Source organism: Flagellimonas onchidii, from assembly GCF_004804315.1.
GTDB lineage: Bacteria > Bacteroidota > Bacteroidia > Flavobacteriales > Flavobacteriaceae > Flagellimonas > Flagellimonas onchidii.
On the sequence record NZ_SRXX01000001.1, the window covers coordinates 205169 to 222890 of the forward strand.

Genomic DNA, 17722 nt, shown 5'->3' on the forward strand with positions numbered 1-17722 from the left:
AGTGTCAATTTTTTCTGTTATCGATGATTTCAAATCCTTTATAGGCAGGTTTTAGCTGGTGTCCTTTGAACAGGGCCGCAACCGGGGAAATAATTTCTTTTGGACTGTCAAAGTCCATTTTTTCATAGGTAATCCGCTGCTTTTTGATCTTGCTTTGGCCATTGTAGCCGTTCTCAACACTGACGATCTTATCCTTTTTTGGATCATATGTGATCTTTTGTTGCACCAACTTTGTCCGTTTGGCAAAATCTGCGTTCGGAATCACGGTTATCAATGTCAGTCCATTGTCTTTATGAACGCAATCAACAGTTTCGGCCGAATCCAATAAAGTGCGTTGTATTTCAAGAAATTTCCTGTACGTATTGATATCATTGAAAATCCTTGGGTCTGAATTGTTCCAATAGATTTTTCCATGTTCCGGAAGTACCACAAAGATGTCTTTTTCGTCCCCAAAGACACTCATGTTGCTATCATAGACAGCTATTTTGTTGGCCGTTGTGAACACCTCGGTATCCGTTGTTTTGGACTCCACCCCGCTATTCGAGCTGAACTTAGTTTCCATGCTGTACCTCACATGGTAAACCTGCCCATTTTTTGGGGCGCTCATGGATTCCATCCTATTCAAATAGGACATTAGTTTTTCCTTGCAGTCCATGACATTACAGCTGGGGCCATGGCTCCATCCCATTATGGGAAACAATGCTAAAATGACGATTTGTATCCTAAAGATTATTGCGGTTTTCACGGGGTGTATTGTATTGGGTTTCTGTAATGGTTTTCAATCCTCTTTCCGTTTCAATGAGTTTTCTTACCAACTGGCCTTCATTGTTGTATTGATAATACAGACCAAAATGCTGGTCATCGAAAAGGGTAATCAACCGCAAAGACTTCACATCATAAACAAAACAGGTCGTTTGTGATTCTTTTGGATTGAATTTGATATCATCGATATGGGCAATAGGGTTGCCAAAGCTCAATATCATGTTCACTTGTTGCCCAAGAGGCAGTGATGCTGCATCGATAAAGACCCTATAAAGTGTCCACTCCCCTGTCTTGGCTACCAATTCTGGACTGTAATCTGTTCCAAGTACGGTAATAATCGGGCTGTCCAATACATCTTGGGACCTCGTCCAAAACTTGAGCCATCCACCTGTGGTGCTCAACAAATCCTGTGCAATCACATTGGAAACAATGGAGGCACCAGATGTAATTTCTTGGGAATACCTGCCTGAATGGGCCACACCTTGGGCTATATTGGGAATACTGCTCCCTTGCTTGTCCTCAAAGTGCTCAAAATAAATTTCATCATATCGTGCATTTTGCCCGATCATTATGGGTTGTGTAAAATCATATCCAAATTTTGATGCACTGTAAACCCCTAGGACATCTTGTTCTTCCAAAGCATTGCCATTTGGCGAATATTTGGTGACCTCGCTCAGTTTTACCCAGCGTTCGTCTTGATTGGCCCCTATGGTATAGTCAAAAAGAGTATAGTCCTCAAGTACTCCACCTTCATATATCTTACCCAACTGGGTATCCCTATTGGAGGATTTTTTGGTCTCGCCCTTGTACACATAACTCTGGTGCAGACGCCATATCCTTTCCAATTCAGGGGTCGCCCCGGCAGAATTATAAATGGCATTGATGTTGCCATCCATCCAAGTAGTGATTCCAGCCAACGTATTGAATGTGTTGGCTCCGGACGAGATGACCCTATCGGTCTTGATGTCCCAAGTACCTACATCCCCATTCGTGGGGTTCAATGGGTTGGCCCCCGAACCATAGGTCACTACCTGTCCTGAACTTGCCAACAATTGGTTGGTATAATTGGAATTTTCGGATTTTCTACCCATCTGCGCATAGTTCCAATGCGCAGGAAGGTTCAAACTGTAGATCGATCCATCATGCACATCCGTCGTTCCCGCCAGAGGGATGTTGTGATACGCATCAAAGGTCCTGGTCAACAAAGGTCTTCCCGTAGCATTATCGAAAGCCAGATGTTCTGTTTCGGACGCAATATTGTCACTATAGGAAACCACCTTTTTTTGGATTGCGGGATATTTGATGACCTTGGATATGGCATATTTGCTCAGTTTTTGTTCACTAAAACTGAACTGTAACCATCCGGACACAAATATGGGCGGTGGAAATACCAGACCAACACTGACATCGATTTCAAAATTGAAATCCAAGTTTTGGTTCTGTAACTGGAATTTCTCCATGGTAATATCCATTTCCTTTCCCGGGGTATCCCAATAATAGGTGCCATCCCCCTGCATCATGGGAACCTTCTCTCCAGGTTCGTAGTAGTAAAAATCCTGTCCTGAGGAAATATAGCTGGTATTCCCCATGGTATAATCCCCGCCATAGGTCCGTACCGATTTGGGCTTTCCATCCATGGAATTCATAATGAATCGAAATCCCTGGGAGGCCCATGCCTTATCAACACTATAACTAAAGTTAGGTGTTGGAATACGAAGTTTATCATCGTAACTATTGTCCTGAAGCACGGAATAGTCAACCCCTCTAGCTGGTTGTGCGGCCCCTATATCAAATTGATCGGCAGCCCCATTACCATTTTGGGAATAATCATATAGTTTGTCAAAGGGATAATCCCTGCAGGTAAAGAATTCATAGACCGTATAACCAGACCCTGTCCTCCCTTTATGGATATTTTCGACCACTACTCGAGCATGCTTTACAGAAGGGGAAGGAAGTAGGGATTCCCCTATGGGCCCTTCCGATTGTTCCATGTCCTTCCCAGAAATCAAGCGGTTCAACCAGGATTGATCGTCCTTGGGCAAAAAGCCAACAAGGGCATTTTCCTCACGCATCTCATTGGGTTCGTTGGTGGCAACACCACTGCTACGGCCATCTTCCAATTCATAGGTGTACTCTTGACCATAGATGGCGGCATCCCCATCCTCAATTCCCTTATCGAACATCAGAACCCTTTTGACACGGATGCCATCGCCACGTTTGGCTTTGTTAATGGGTATTTTCAAATAGGACAGTTCCGGGTTGAGCGCCATACATACCTCCGATTTCTCAGGATATCTAGAATTCACCGATAGCCCAGAAACGACTCCGATACCTGCAACGGTAAACTCCGCAATGGCAACAGCTTCTCCAATATTATTGACCAATGGGCCTTCACAACCCGCCAATTCATTGATACGCCGTTCATATCTTCGCTCTATATTTGATTCACAGCCAGCAGTGAATTTCCCCCATCGCTGTGTGGTATAGTAATCATAACAAGCCTGTCTGGGCGTCAGACGATACCCTTGATCTTCCACAGGGTCGTCAAAAAGACCAACCCCCACCAAGTTTTTCCCGTCATTGGAACCGTCCAATTGGATGGCTATCTGGTTATTGCCAGAATCATACTGTACATCCAACACTTTGGCATAACCGGTAACATATTCTGATTTGCAATTTTCAATACCAGCAAAAGTTCCCTCAAGTGCGTACAATAATTTGAAGTATATCCGCTTGTCCACTTTGAGATTGCCCAAATCCTTGCCCAATATATTGGCCAACCCTCCATTTACCGGTATCGCCGTATCATCATATTCTTCCAAAAAGTATGTTCTTAAATATTGATGGAGGTCTTGAATCTTATCGGCATCTTCCACAGGATCATACCCTATGTCCGTCAAATCAAGGGTATAGGTCGGAGCATCATAATTGTCATTGGTATCCGAAAGTTTCACCAAGGCCATCACATTGCGGTCCTGTACATAGGAATAATCCTTGCTCTCGTATTCCACCAAAATTTGTCCTCCCGATGGCAGGGTCACCTGTTTCAACTGCCATGCAGCCGGATCAAAAGCATTATCCGGGATTTCACCTTGATAGGGCCATTTGATCAAGTTCAAATGCCTTTCCCTACCATTGTATTGGTTGGCACCCCAGGCATCGAGTAAATGTGGGCCATAATCCGGGTTTTGCGCATTGACCGAATAACGATCACTCAATGAAAAGAAACTGGCCAGTTCTGGTCGTTCCGAAACCAGATAATCGGGATAATCCGCTCTGTCCTTGTAACGGTAATCAAATTTATACGAACTGATACGGGCTCCCACGACGCCTTCGAACTCAGACCATACTTTTCTTAAGGTCAGCTTGCCGCTATTCCCGGTTGTCGAGCTGTTGGGAAAATTGCCATTGGTATTATTCGGAAGGTTTCCCACCAAAGAATAATCATACTTGAAGTTTGTCGTCTGCAAAGGGATTTCTGGTCTATCCTTGGCAAACAACACCACTTTTTCAAGGTACTCCAATTGATCAACAGTATTTTTAGCACTTGCACTATTGGCCGATGGATCTTCAGTGGTAAGAACGGAAGCAGCCAACCCATCAAACCGATCCGCACCGGTACCCTGTAAAAAACGGGCCTGATCATTTGATCCGTCCACACCAAAACGGTCTGGGGTAGATTTGTTGGTCACAAAGTAGGCCACATGGGTCTTGGTCTCCACCTTTTTCAACAAATAGATTTCCTTTTCACCAGTGGTCACAAAACCCGTATCATCCTTAATATCCGAAATTGAATTTTTTGAATAGAACAATCCATTGTAGGGAATTCTCCATCGATACCAATTTGAATTACCCTCGTCATTTGCATCTCCATACTTTTTGTGATATTCAAACTTGGTCCATCCCCCAAAATCCCCTTCATCAGGCCCAGAGGCTCCCAAATCAATATAATCTGAAGTGGTTATACTGGTCAGAAGCGAGGTAGCGGCATAGCCTTCTTTTTTAACATCGCCCACGACCACGTTGTGAAGGCACTGGTCCACATCAAAATTGTTATCCAAAAACAATTGCTTGAATGCGAGATAGTTCTCTTCAATATTGTCATTGTCATTTACATCTATGGAGAGGTTGGCCGTATTTTTGACTTTCATATCCACATCATAGGTATATTTCAAGCCCGCCTCGTTATGGATACTGAAACCAGAACTCTCCTTTTCGATATACGAGGCATGTTTTGCTTGGGTTTCATCCAAATCTGTAATCTGTTCCGATGTTAAGGTTGGAAATACCGTTGTGATGCCGGGAAAATTTGGTGAAGCGGTCAAATCCGCTTTGGCCAAGTCATTATTGCCATACGCCATCTTACCTCCCATATCGCCGTAGAAACGATATAAATTATCATTGGCTGAATCGTTGAATGAAAAGCCACCTGCGTTGGTATTGCCATCCCTAGCCCAATCCTTGATTTTTGACTTGGTATTGCCAAAGGCCAAATTTACCCCTACACCGATATTGGTCCCGAACATCCCTTCAATACCTATCCCATAGGTCCGACGTTTGTTCTCATCCCCGTCAATCATTTCAGGGAAATAGTGCCCCACACTTTTTCGATAGGGTCGGAAACCACCGGAAAGCCCTTCCCCGGTCAACATATAGTTATCGGGGGTTGAAAATGGAATTCCGATAAAGTAGTCCCTACGATCAAAGGACTGTGCTTTTTCCGTAAAATAATCGGACCGATAGTTGCCAATACCGGAAGGTGTATTTAAATATCCATAAGTTGGCACGGATTCTTTTTCTTTGGTTACAGTCAATCCAAAGGTCCCTGTTAGTCCACCTTCAATACCAATGGGGGCCACTGCGGGATTGACCTGCGCCCCGAAACTTACATTGAAATTGTATCCACGTAATTTGGATAGTGAGGTCGTAACACCCTGATCGGTAAAGGTTCTAAAAGGACTTAATGTCCCCAATATGGTATTCTGCCCTGCGTTTAGCGTTGATGCTTGAGCATTTTTATCAAACTTTAAAGCGTTTTTATTAAATCTAAAAAAGCCTTTATCCTTATTTGTTTTTAACCCTTTTTCTTTTATTTCTGCTGGTTCTCTAAATATCGCCAATGGATTTACCGTTGCACTAAAGGTAATCCCTGTTACGGAACGGTTCATCGAAAGACTACCATAACCATTGGAAAGCCCTATTGATGAAGTTTTTGCTACCCCTTGATAATTATTAAACCGGACAAACTTGCTAAGGTTGACTGCCCCTAAACCTGTTCCGGATACTGGATCTTGGCCTTTCAAACCAGCTTCTGCTTTTTGCGATTTACTAAAAACCTCAAGATTTAATTTTTCAGATCCACTTAAAGTCCAATTAGGCCGAGTCTTGTTATACACATCGATGGGAGTATCATTGTACTCATCGGGCAATCCCCTTACATTTCTGTTAATAGCACCTGGGTTCAACGTCCAACCATGGCCTACCCAAGAGGCCTCTTCTTCCGGCGAGGTACCACTGTGATAGGAAAGGGACATGGCATAGCCCCCGCCATCCGGACCGGGAACTTGAATCACTGGAAGATTATAGGTGAAATTCCCAGATAATGGATCCACCAAATTGGTCGTCGCCACTGGTTCAAAGCTTGTGAATTCCGGTGTGGTCGGACCTGAGGTCAAAGCATATATCGCATTTGTGGAAGGTACCACTATGGTCAAAGCCATATCGAACAATAGTACATATGCCGCTGCCTTAATGTGTTTTCTGCAGATAGAGATCATATCGTATCAGTTTATAAATTCAAGTGTGGGTATTTGGTCTATATGTTGTTTTTTGAACACAAAATGGCTAATGCCCGTATCCAAAAAAGGGTCGTCAAAAACAATATCTAGGGATTCTGTTTTCCATTGCTCCTCATCGGTTTTCGGAAATACCACATAGAAAGTTTTTTTGCCTCCTATCTCATAGTTATTCTCAAAAGTTGTAAGTACCGGCCTTATTTTTTTCCCTTCTGACCCTTTGATAAAAAGGTGCTGCTTTAGGTCAAAGTTCAGTTCGTTGATGCGCTCCTTATAAGCGGCCATGTTCTGGACATCGTAATTAGTGGCATCGATACCGTGCATATCATGTTCTATGGAAAACAATATGGACATCGAACTTTCAAAATCGTGCAACAACTCGTTCCAACCCTTTTCATCATTTCCCTTTTTCAATTCGGTATAAGCCACATATTCAGAGGGCAGGAATTTTAAGGAGAATGAAAAACCATTGGCAGATGCCTTTTTTACCAGTCCATTTTTTGGATTGTCAAGCCATTTCAAAAAAGCTGTTTCCGAGCCGATTGACCTGGTGCAACTACTGAACGCTAAAGCTCCAATAGTCATGACCATAAGAATTTTACTGAACCCCTTCGACATATTCCTTATTTAATGCGTTGATCACTTCTTGGGTTATGTCAATTTTTCCATCCACATACATTACATTTCCTTGCCCATTGGCGCCCAGTATGGCGGCATAGCCTTTTTTCTTGCCATAGCGTTGGACGAAATCATTGATCTTGTTATACACACCTTCCAACAACTTGGACTCCTCCTCGGTTGTTTGACCTTCTATGGCAGTACCGAGCTTCATTAATTCTTGCTGCATAACGGCCAGATCGGCTCGTTTTTTTGACTTCTCGGTACCAGATAGTGAGCTTTCCAAAATTTCATACTCCTTGGTCTTGGATTCGAACACTTTCCGTTTTTCATTAAAACTTTTGTTCAGGTCATTGATCTTTACCTCATAAGAGTCCTTAGCTTCCAAAAAGCCTTGATATTCTTCCAAAACCCTTTGTGAATCAACCACGACGACATTACCATCTGTTTTTGAGAAGCTAAATAGGAGCCAAATTGCTATTATGGCCAGAGCTCCGGCCACGCTAAATAGTATCTTTTCTTTCATGTCTCAAAGTATCAGGAATTGTCCGTTGAATATTTTCTCTTGTATCCGAATCTTGAACTTGTACAGTCCAGGCTGCGCTTGTGTTCCATCCCATACAAAATTGTTATTGGGAATATCCGGTGCAATGCTTATCGAAAAATTGTCCGGTCCGGAGATTTCCAGATTGCCCCCTTCCACACTCAACACTTCCACAAGTTTGAATTCCAAGGGGTTCAATCGGTCGTATTCCACTCCGTTCACCAGATTCAGTATAAATGGGGAAATAGTATCAGAACCCTCAGTCGTAAAGGATATGGTATCCCCGCTAATAGTATAAAACTCTTCACTCAACAAAAGCCAAACGCCATTTTGGAATACCTCGATTTGAAATTGCTCTTGATTTTTAGTTATTCTAAGGTTCAGGGGCGCCTTTGTTGTAGTTCCCAAAACATTTATCAAGAGTATGATGTCCTCTCCATTGGCAGGACCGGTCTCAACAAACACTTCGCTTTCCTCAGTACCACTGATCAAATTATCTATCGTTATGTCCCCAAAAATTATCTCGAATTCTGAACTGGGAAGGCTTTTGGTATTGATAGTGATACCCTCAACATTTGTATCACAGGGTTGGGTCGTGGGATCCAAATAGTCATCGTTCACATCCCAATACCCATCACAGGATATCACTTTACCCCATCGATTGACCACAGGAACGCCTTCCCCTAGAATACCATCATTGTCAGGATCTTCAAAACCAGCCTCCAGCACATCGTTGCATCCATCTCCATCGCTGTCCAAATCCTTACTATTGATAATGCCATCACCATCCAGATCACGGTTGCCAAAAGAGGAAAAAATCTGGAATTTTGAAAAGATGGCCTTTCGGTAATATCCATAAGCCCCTTTAAAAGAAGTATCCAGATAAAAACCTATATTTTCACCAACGTCAATGGTTTTGATGAGCCTGTCATTTTTAAAGAACTTCAGCTCATCCCGTTCATATACAATTTTGAACTTGTCGTTGAACCTATAGTATTTTTCATTGGAAATAGATGAACCGTTGGCATATATGCTAAATCGGCCTCCATCAAATAAAAATCCGTAATCAACGTCATCCCTGCCTATCCCATTCTCTTCGATTCCAAATCCCACTATGGCCTTTGTAGAAACCTTCGCATTGAATGAAACCGCATAGTTCTTTATAAATCCAAACGAAGTAAAGGGTTGGGAGTTTACTGAATTGTTCCACCCCAAATCTCCGCGTCGAAAGAAAATATCATTGCGCCAAGCACTAACGTTTACACGGTTTACCCAATTCTTCATGGGGATTTTTCTGACCCGGTTCTCGTAACGATCAAAGATTCCGTCATTATCGTCATCAACATCTCTTTTGTCAATTACACCGTCGCCGTCGGTATCCAAACGGCCGTTCCTTTGTGCTTGCATTTGGGTTGAGAATGCACATATTAGCAATAGGCATAGAAATACTACTCTATTCATCAATAGTCTTGTTTGGTAATTATGTTAAAAGAATAAGTTTGCGATGGAGGGATACACGCCAGCTCTAATGGAAATAAAAACAAAGAACAGTTATTGTTCAAAGAATTTTATTCCATGCATTTGTTTAATATGATTCATTGTTTTTGGTTTGGTTTTGATCATTAAAAATGTTCCCAACAAATCTGTCCAATCCAATTTTCTTCAACAAAACCGATTTCGATGAAGTGTTGAAAAAATCCCACGAAATACTTTTTGCTCGATGAATTGCAGTTTTTGTCGACATACAACCAGCCCTTGGTTGGTTACGTCTAATTGTTTATCGAGTGGGGAGTGATGGGTATTCCATCATTCCGTAAGAATAATCTACAGTTTGAAATAGTCAATCCAAACAATGGACATACAGTTCCGAAATTCTTACAGCGTTCGAGATTGCCATATTTAGTATACAAGAATTAAACGTTCATATACAAAACATCTTTTTAACAAAACATTAGTCAGAATTATTCGTTTGGAAATGTGTTATTTAAAAAATGAAGAAAATGTCCCAAATTTTAATCATTGACGATCACCCTATTACCGTAAAGGGTTACAAAATCTTATTGGAAAATCTTGAAATTCCGACTTCTCTGGAGTTTGATGGCGCTCATAGTTGTGATGAGGTACTCTTAAAAATGGATGAGTTGGAAGGTAACTTTTTTGACATTGTCCTTTTGGACATCAGCCTTCCCGCCTCCAAGGATAGAACGGTCACAAGTGGTGAAGACCTTGGATTATTGATTAAGAAAAGATTTCCCAAGACAAAAATCATTGTACACACTGGATTGAATGAAATCCAACGTATTTCCAATATTTTTAGAACCTTGAAACCCGAAGGCTTTTTGATAAAATCAGATATTGACCCTAAAACATTGAACCATGCTGTGAGCAGAGTACTACAGAACAAGAATTTTTATAGCGAGAAAATTAGGACTCTGTTAAGCCCTGATGATTTTGAAAAAATTTATGTTGACTCATGGAACAGAAAAATACTGTACCACCTTTCCCAAGGACATAAAATGAAAGATTTGCCTTCGCATATTCCTTTGTCAATGCCAACCATTGAACGTAGAAAGAAACGGATAAAATCTTTGCTTGGGGTTCCGGATGGAAGCACAAAGGAATTATTGGATGTGGCTCGAAAAAAAGGATTTATTTAAATCCGTTTCTTTAGTTCCAACTCACAATAGGATTAAACAACAGCAATAAAAAACTATTTTTATTGCACAGCTTAGGTAAGCCCCAATACACATTTTAATTGACAGGATTCCACAATACCTAAAATAATTAGGTGTCCTATTCGGAGAGCACAAAAATGCAAAGGCATGGAAACCTCAGTAAACAAAGCCATTTAAAATCTAGGTTCTAGTCTTTATACAATCTATTTTTTAACTACATAAACATTGTATTCTTCGTTTACGATTTAGTCTATTACTTACTCCAAATAAACAAAAGCACCCCATTTCTCGGGTTCTTCCCGATACTTTTGCATCATTGTTGTTTGGGCCTCTTTAAAAGCATCTTTGGGATTGTTTCGTTTTTTCAAATTTCTATAAAACAACTTCATAAACTCAGCGGTTTCCTTATCCGGAACCTCCCAAAGGGTCATTATTATGGTGTCAACCCCCGCCATCTTGAAAGCTCTTTGAAGACCATAGACTCCCTCAGAACTAGGGATGTCGCCCAAGCCTGTCTCACAGGCCGATAAGATAACGATGTCAGTGTTTCTGAGGTCGAGATTCGAAATTTCCAATGCAGTCAATATACCATCTTCATCTTCATGCGGATTATTGCCGTTCTGCCACGCATAGTTAGCATTAGCCAGTATCAGGCCCGAACGTAATAGTGGGTTCTCAGCATGTACATAAGGCTTCCCTTGTCTCAACAGACGGTCTTCTTTCTTATTCTCTAGATCAGGGAAGAAATATCCATGGGTCGCAATATGGAGGACCGAGGGGCTATTGCCACTCAATGCCTTGAAGGATGTCTCGGTGGCCGTCTTACCGCTCCATATCTTGCTTGCTGGCAACAGGGATTTGATGTCCTCTACTTCCTTTTGAGTGCCTGGAAGATAGTTCCAGATGCCTTCTCTGGTATTGCGGTTTTTGTTCTCCCAGCTGCCCAATAGCTGTTCGCTCTCAAGAACACTGAATCCCCTATCGCCTTCTGAATCGATAGTATCTCCTTCGTAGGCGTATTCCACACCTCCTATCAAGAGCACATCATTTAGATTCGGTTGTATTGGATACATGTTCACATCAGCAGTATTACCCATTCGGCTCAGGTCATGACCTGAGCCTAATAACTCGCCTTCCTTATTCGGCAGGGCATCAAACGCTATTTTGTGCAAAAGCCCATCTGGGGAGTAGTAAATCTTTGAAATGTTTTGGGTATGTTCTTCCAAGGGCTCCCATACCAACTTGTAGATACTATCGGAAACCATGGTGCCTGAGGAAACCGCCTTCGCGCCCCTGATATTGTACAATTGGTTTGGCGAACTGGCATTCACAAGGTATTTTTCTAACTGCCCTGCTTCAAAAAGGTTAATCGCCTTGGGCGCCTCCCAGCCCTTTTTATATAAGTACGCCACATACATGGTACTGTCAGTCCATTGTTTGTTGTACACATCAAAATAGGTAAATTCTATCGCAAGGTCTTCTTCTTCTAATTTAATATCCTTAAAGTCCCGGACATAATTCATTTCCTCACCAAAATGCTCGTCATGAAGATTAACCAACTCACGTTCTAAAACCTCCAATTGCGATCGGCGTTCCTCAAAATCCTTGGAACGTTTGGCCATTGGAAGTTGTTCCTGGCTTTGCATAAAGCTCATATTGCCACGAAATTCGTTTACCTTTTTATCAATGCCAACTTGACCAAGGGAACTTAACTCTTCCAAGATATTTTTAGATGAGTTCAATAAAATGCCTTTTCTGGTCAAAATATTGTTCATTGCTATGGTTGAAGCCTGTTTGTATTTCGAATCTGAGATATAATTAAAGTTGGAAAAAACTTTAAAGTTGTATTTGCCAATATTATTTTCAAAAAAACTTTCTTTTTCTTTAGCTGTTTGATAACTAAAGTTTCTTGCAATTTGAAGTTGAGTGATTTTATTGTACTCCTTTAACGTTGTAAAAGCTTTTCCATAATCGCCCAACCTTTCATATACAATTGCAATATTCACTAAGACTTGTCCATAGTCGGGATGGTTTTTTCCTAGGTTATGTTCCATATTCTCAAGAGCTTCAATACTTAATTGCAAAGCTTTTTGATTTCTGCCAGTTTCCAAAAAAAGAATAGCTAAATCGTTTAATCGAAGTCCATAGAGCGGATGGTCCCTCCCCAACAACATTTCAGTCTCATTTTTAACTTTTAATGACAACTCTAAAGCTCTTTCAAAATCCCCCATGGATTTATAAGACTGGGACAAATTGGATAAAATTGTTACATAGTTTGGATGATTTTTACTAAGGGTGGTTTCAACATTTTCTTTAGCCCTTAAAAATAGAGACAAAGCTTTATTATAGTCTCCCATTTCACGATATAATAAGGCCAAATTACTAAGAACAATCCCGTAGTCCGGGTGGTTCTTACCAAGAATTCTTTCTGTATTAGTCATTGATTTTCTATATAATGACAGTGCATTTTTAAAATGTCCTATTTTACGATAAAAATCAGCGAGACTATTTAAAACTGTCCCATAGAATGGATGGTCTCTCCCAACTGAGTTCTGAACAACCTTCAAAGCTTCTAAATACAATGGTAATGCTGTCTTATATTCTCCGATAGCGGTATATGTTTGTGCCAAAGTTTTTATTCGAATTCCATAATAGGGATGGCTGCGTCCAAGTGAGTTTTTGGTATTTTTCACTGCCTCTATGAAAAAAGGCAAAGCTTTTTCATAATTCCCAAGCTGACGAAATAAATCGCCCAAATTATTCAACCGATTACCATAATCGGGATGGTTTTTTCCAAGTGAATTCTCGGCATTTTCCAAAGCCTCAAAATATAAAGGTCGAGCTTTTTCAAATTTGCCCATAACCTTATATAATTGAGCCAGATTGTTCAATCGAATCCCGTAATCGGGATGGTTTTTTCCCAGATTCTGTTCTGTATTCTCGAGAGCTTCAAGACTTAACGGTAAAGCTTTTTGAAATTCTCCCATGTCGTAATAAAGTGTTGCCAAATTATTCAATCTATTTCCATAATCTGTGTGATTCTTACCAAGGAATTTTTCGGCGTGTCGTAAGGCGTCTAAACTTATAGGCAAGGCTTCATCATATTGGCCCATCTGAGTGTATAATTGACCTAAATTGTTTAAAATTGCTCCATAATTTGGGTGGTTTTGACCAAAGTTTTTATCAAAATTTTTCAAAACCTCCAAATACAGAGGTAGTGCTTTTTGATATTCACCCATTGAGTTATACAAATCAGCCAAATTATTCATATTAATTCCATATTCAGCATGGGCCTCTCCTGCAGTTTTTTTAGTGCTTTCAAGTGCTTTCAGTTGTAAGGGCAAGGCTTTTTTGTAATCGCCCATATCTTGATATATACCTGCAATCATTGATAAAAACGTACCATAATATTGATGGTTTGTACCGTACAAATTTTTAAAACGTTCCAATGCCCTTTGGTAAGTATTTATGGCTTTATCAAAATTTAGTTTTGCTTTGAATTCACTAGCTTCGTTATATAAGCTTAAAATCTCTTGAAATTCAAGTGAATTTTCATCAATCTCTACTTGTTGCCCTGAAGCCTCTGACGCAAGAAAAAAAAAGAAAAAAAAGAGGATTTGAATGCGCATTATTAAAACTGATTTTTAACTTTAAAAACTAGTATTTTAAAAAGTCCATTATCTGCTCCACTAACATTTCAGTATCATTAGCTTTAATGGTGCTTTTTAGTTCAGAATCCCCACACTTTTGTTTCATCTGCAATTCAAGGCCATCTTTAGTTTGCTTGTAAATACCGCTCAACTTGCACGAATCAGGAAAGTCTGGTGTATCAAAAAAAACCAAGTCCGCATCTACACCAATCGCAGAAATTGTAGATAGTTCTTTATCTACCAATTCAGTCAAACTCAACTTGTCATCAAAACTGTCGCTGGAAAGGAAAGATGACCGTACAAACACTTCCTTTGGTTTGGCGAGGGGAATCTCTTTCCGTTCCTCTTTGTCTAAAATACCGATGTAAACCGCTCCACTCTCCAAAAAAATATCTGGTTGTTGAATACCCCCCAATGACTCCGCCAATTTTGGCACCTCTTTTTCCGCAAAGCTCATAATTGGAATAATGTCTACCAATTTGTTGTCTTCTAACTGCTGAGCTCCACGTATCCCTTGTAAAATGGTATAGGTCAGTAAACCCTGACCAAAACGACTGGACTCATAACTGACTGCATCGGCCGCACTTCCCGAAATTATCGAAGTCCCTGCGTCATCAGCCATTCTATCTAAAGCCTTTTTCTTAGAGGGGTCATCATTGCGGGCTAACTTTATATTCTCTACCGCTTTGCCCGAACCACAGGCGTCAATGACCACAACCCGTTTTTGTGCTGCAATGTCTTTTAACCAATTCTTTAAATCTTTTGTGGAAACCGTTCTTGTATCCCGGATGGCCTTATCGTTGTATACCTCTTTATTGGCTGAAGTAGCCTCTAAGGTCAAATAATGAAAGTCCCCTTGTAGGCCTCCCCAAGTAATGCCATGCCCTGCCATGTAGATAAAAATGATGTCTTCGGCATTGGCCTTTTCTGCAATTTCTTTAAAAGTATTCTCAATATTTCTTTTGGTCGGTTTTAGCCCTTCATCTGATGTAAGTTTGTACATAAAGGTACGTTTTTCTTCGAACAAGTTTGACGCCCCTTTCTCTACAGCTTTGTATATTGAAGTGGCATCTTGAGCGGGATATTTGAGGTTGATTTCAGCATTTGCATATTCACTAACACCAAGGATTACTCCAAAAAATTGTGGTTCGGGCACCTCATCTTTATCTACTGTCAAAATCGCTTTTGCTCCGCGGCCCTGACCAAAATATTCATCTTTTCCTGAAGCCTTGACCCCAATTTCGTTATCCCCATCAACTAAATAGGGATGATCATCAACTTTTAGGTATAACGTCTGTCTTTCTTCGGTGTTATCAAACTCACTTCCTCGGACATCATCAATAATACGTTTGCCATTTAAGAAAACAGAAACCTTACCATAGCCACCTTCTCGCTTTGTAAGGTGAATAGGTAATTTTCCCTCAACTATTTTACCCAATTCAACTTCAGGGGTCAACTGGTACTCGTCCATATCACGTACATCGGGTAAGATTTCACCTGCCATTACCTTTTTCCATAAGCCCGGAAGCCAATAGCGCTCTTTCAACTGTTCAAATTCAATGATTTCCGAACCCTTGGTCCAGTACATCAATTTCATGGCTTCGGGTGAAGCATCAAACAGACCAGTTGGATGAAGGTGGAGCCACTTTTCAGGATTATCCTCAAAAATAAAATGACGTATCGTAGTTTCTTCCTTATCCAAGCTGAATATTTTGATGCTTCCATCTTTTGAAGCAGTCATAATTGTATTATCTTTTGGATGAAAAACTATAGAATTGATTTCATCAAAATGCCCACCTATTCTTCTTAACTCTTTGGCAGACTCCAAGCTCCACAATCTAACATAATTATCATCTGAAGCACTTAAAATGTAATTACCATTTTGACTGACTATTACGTCATTAACCCTTCCTTTATGACCTATAAATGTTTTAAGTGTTTCACCAGTTTTTACATCCCAAATCTTTATCTTTTTATCAGCAGAAGATGAAATGATTTTCCCTTTGTCAAGAAATCTTACAAATCGAACGGCGGACTTATGGCCTAAATAAGTAAAGTTACAGTCTCCTGTTTCTAAATCCCAAATTTTTGCAGTATCATCTGAAGAAGCAGTAGCGATTTTTTTTCCATCCATATCCATATCAATACTCCATACCCAATCGGAATGACCTTTAAAAGTTTGCAATAAGTTAGAAGTTTCAACATCCCACAGCTTTGCTGTTTTATCCCAAGAAGATGTTAAAATAGTTAAATCATCAGGCCCAAATATTGCAGATGTGATTGCTCTGTTATGACTGCCTAAGAATTTCAATATTTCTCCTGTCTTTGAATTCCAAAGCTTTGAGGAGCCATCCCATGAAGACGTTAAAATATAATTGCCGCCAGAACTAAATTTGGCTCCGGAAACATTGCCTCTATGGCCTTCAAGAACAGCATTCAACTTGCCATCTATCGTATTCCATACTCTGGCTGTTTTATCAGCATATGAGGAAACAAAGCTTTGCCCTGTAGCATCAAACTCAGCAGAGTTTACTTCACCCGTATAACCTTTAAAACTTCTAAGACAATTACCACTTGAAACATCCCAAACTCTTGCCGATTTGTCCGATGAAACGGTTAAAATGTTATTTTCATTAGGCGAAAATATCGCGGATCGAACGCTACTTTTGTGACCAATGAAACTCTTAATTTCAGTTCCTGTTTCCACATCCCATAATTTGGCGGTCTTGTCCCAAGAAGCTGTTAAAATTCTTGACCCATTATTATCAAAAATAGCTGAATCCACAACTCCATCATGCCCTTCTAAGACATGTAATGGTGCGCCAGTTCGAACATCCCAAATTCTTACGGTATTATCATAACTAGCTGTTAACAAAATTTTTTCATTTGGTCCAAATACCGCGGATATTACTTTATCTGTATGGCCAAAAAATTGTTTCAAAAGTTTGCCGTTTTTTGAGTTCCATATAGCCGCCGTACTGTCAGATGAAGAAGTAAGAATCATATCTCCATTTTTATTAAAAACTGCAGAATTAACTGCATCCTTATGAGTTAAGGTGGTTTTCAATTTTCCATTATGGATATTCCAAGTTCTGGCAGTTCCATCATCTGAGGCTGTTAGAACCAATTCCATGCTAGGGTGAAATGCTGCCCCAACCACCGCATCTTCATGTCCACTATATGTTTGAATAGCAGTACCACTGGAGACATCCCACAGCTTTGCGGTAAAATCAGCAGAACCTGTTAGCAATAGATTTTCCTCGGAGCGAAAACAAGAGGTTTCTACACTTCCTGCATGACCATCAAATGACTTTAAAAGCTCTCCTGATTCTACATCCCAAAACTTGGCAGACCCATCATATGAATTTGTAATCACAATTTTGGATTCAGAATCAAACATTGCAGACCAAACATAACTAAAATGACCATTAAAAATTTGTAGCAATTTTCCTGTTTCCACATCCCATAACCGTGCAGTTTTATCATTTGAACCCGTTAATATTTGTTTACCAGTTTTGTCAAAATATCCAGTAATTATACCGTCAGTATGCCCCAAGGGCAATCCCAATTTCACTTCTTGTGCTAGTGAGATATTAGCAATAGACAAACCAGATATCAGACACAACAATGACGCTTTAAGGAGATAGAATTTCGGTAAATTTACACGAGTCATTATTT

Annotated in this window: 8 protein-coding genes; 1 reads left to right on the forward strand and 7 read right to left on the reverse strand. The window is 40.3% G+C overall.

All coding sequences use genetic code 11. The features are described from left to right. Positions 1–4 precede the first annotated feature (4 nt). Genes E4661_RS00765 through E4661_RS00785 form a run of 5 tightly spaced genes read right to left on the reverse strand, consistent with a single transcriptional unit; the run spans position 5 to position 9180 of the window. Positions 5–745, reverse strand: a complete 741-nt coding sequence (locus E4661_RS00765) for a hypothetical protein (RefSeq protein ID WP_133067279.1) — start codon at positions 743–745, stop codon at positions 5–7. Further along, positions 723–6539 carry a hypothetical protein gene (locus E4661_RS00770; protein WP_136464903.1) on the reverse strand — a complete coding sequence of 1939 codons (5817 nt, stop codon included), beginning with the start codon at positions 6537–6539 and terminating at the stop codon, positions 723–725. Before E4661_RS00770 ends, E4661_RS00765 begins: the two co-directional genes overlap by 23 nt. A gap of 6 nt (positions 6540–6545) precedes the next feature. Beyond that, positions 6546–7175: a hypothetical protein gene (locus E4661_RS00775; RefSeq protein WP_136464904.1), complete on the reverse strand. Its 630-nt coding sequence runs from the start codon at positions 7173–7175 to the stop codon at positions 6546–6548. Next, positions 7156–7701 (reverse strand): OmpH/Skp family outer membrane protein, encoded by a 546-nt coding sequence (locus E4661_RS00780; RefSeq protein ID WP_136464905.1) that lies wholly within the window; start codon positions 7699–7701, stop codon positions 7156–7158. The genes E4661_RS00775 and E4661_RS00780 overlap by 20 nt, the downstream gene beginning before the upstream one ends. A gap of 3 nt (positions 7702–7704) precedes the next feature. Next, positions 7705–9180, reverse strand: a complete 1476-nt coding sequence (locus E4661_RS00785) for a hypothetical protein (RefSeq protein WP_136464906.1) — start codon at positions 9178–9180, stop codon at positions 7705–7707. Positions 9181–9719: 539 nt separating this feature from the next. Between E4661_RS00785 and E4661_RS00790 the strand changes: the two genes are divergently transcribed. Next, positions 9720–10376 (forward strand): response regulator, encoded by a 657-nt coding sequence (locus E4661_RS00790; RefSeq protein WP_168796299.1) that lies wholly within the window; start codon positions 9720–9722, stop codon positions 10374–10376. Positions 10377–10651: 275 nt separating this feature from the next. Here the strand turns inward: E4661_RS00790 and E4661_RS00795 are convergent, their stop codons facing one another. Beyond that, entirely contained in the window at positions 10652–14023 is a 3372-nt protein-coding gene (locus E4661_RS00795) for a CHAT domain-containing protein (RefSeq protein WP_136464908.1), read from the reverse strand. 28 nt (positions 14024–14051) lie between these two features. Further along, complete coding sequence (locus E4661_RS00800; RefSeq protein WP_136464909.1) at positions 14052–17717, reverse strand: caspase family protein; 3666 nt, start codon at positions 17715–17717, stop codon at positions 14052–14054. Between the last annotated feature and the right edge of the window lie 5 nt (positions 17718–17722).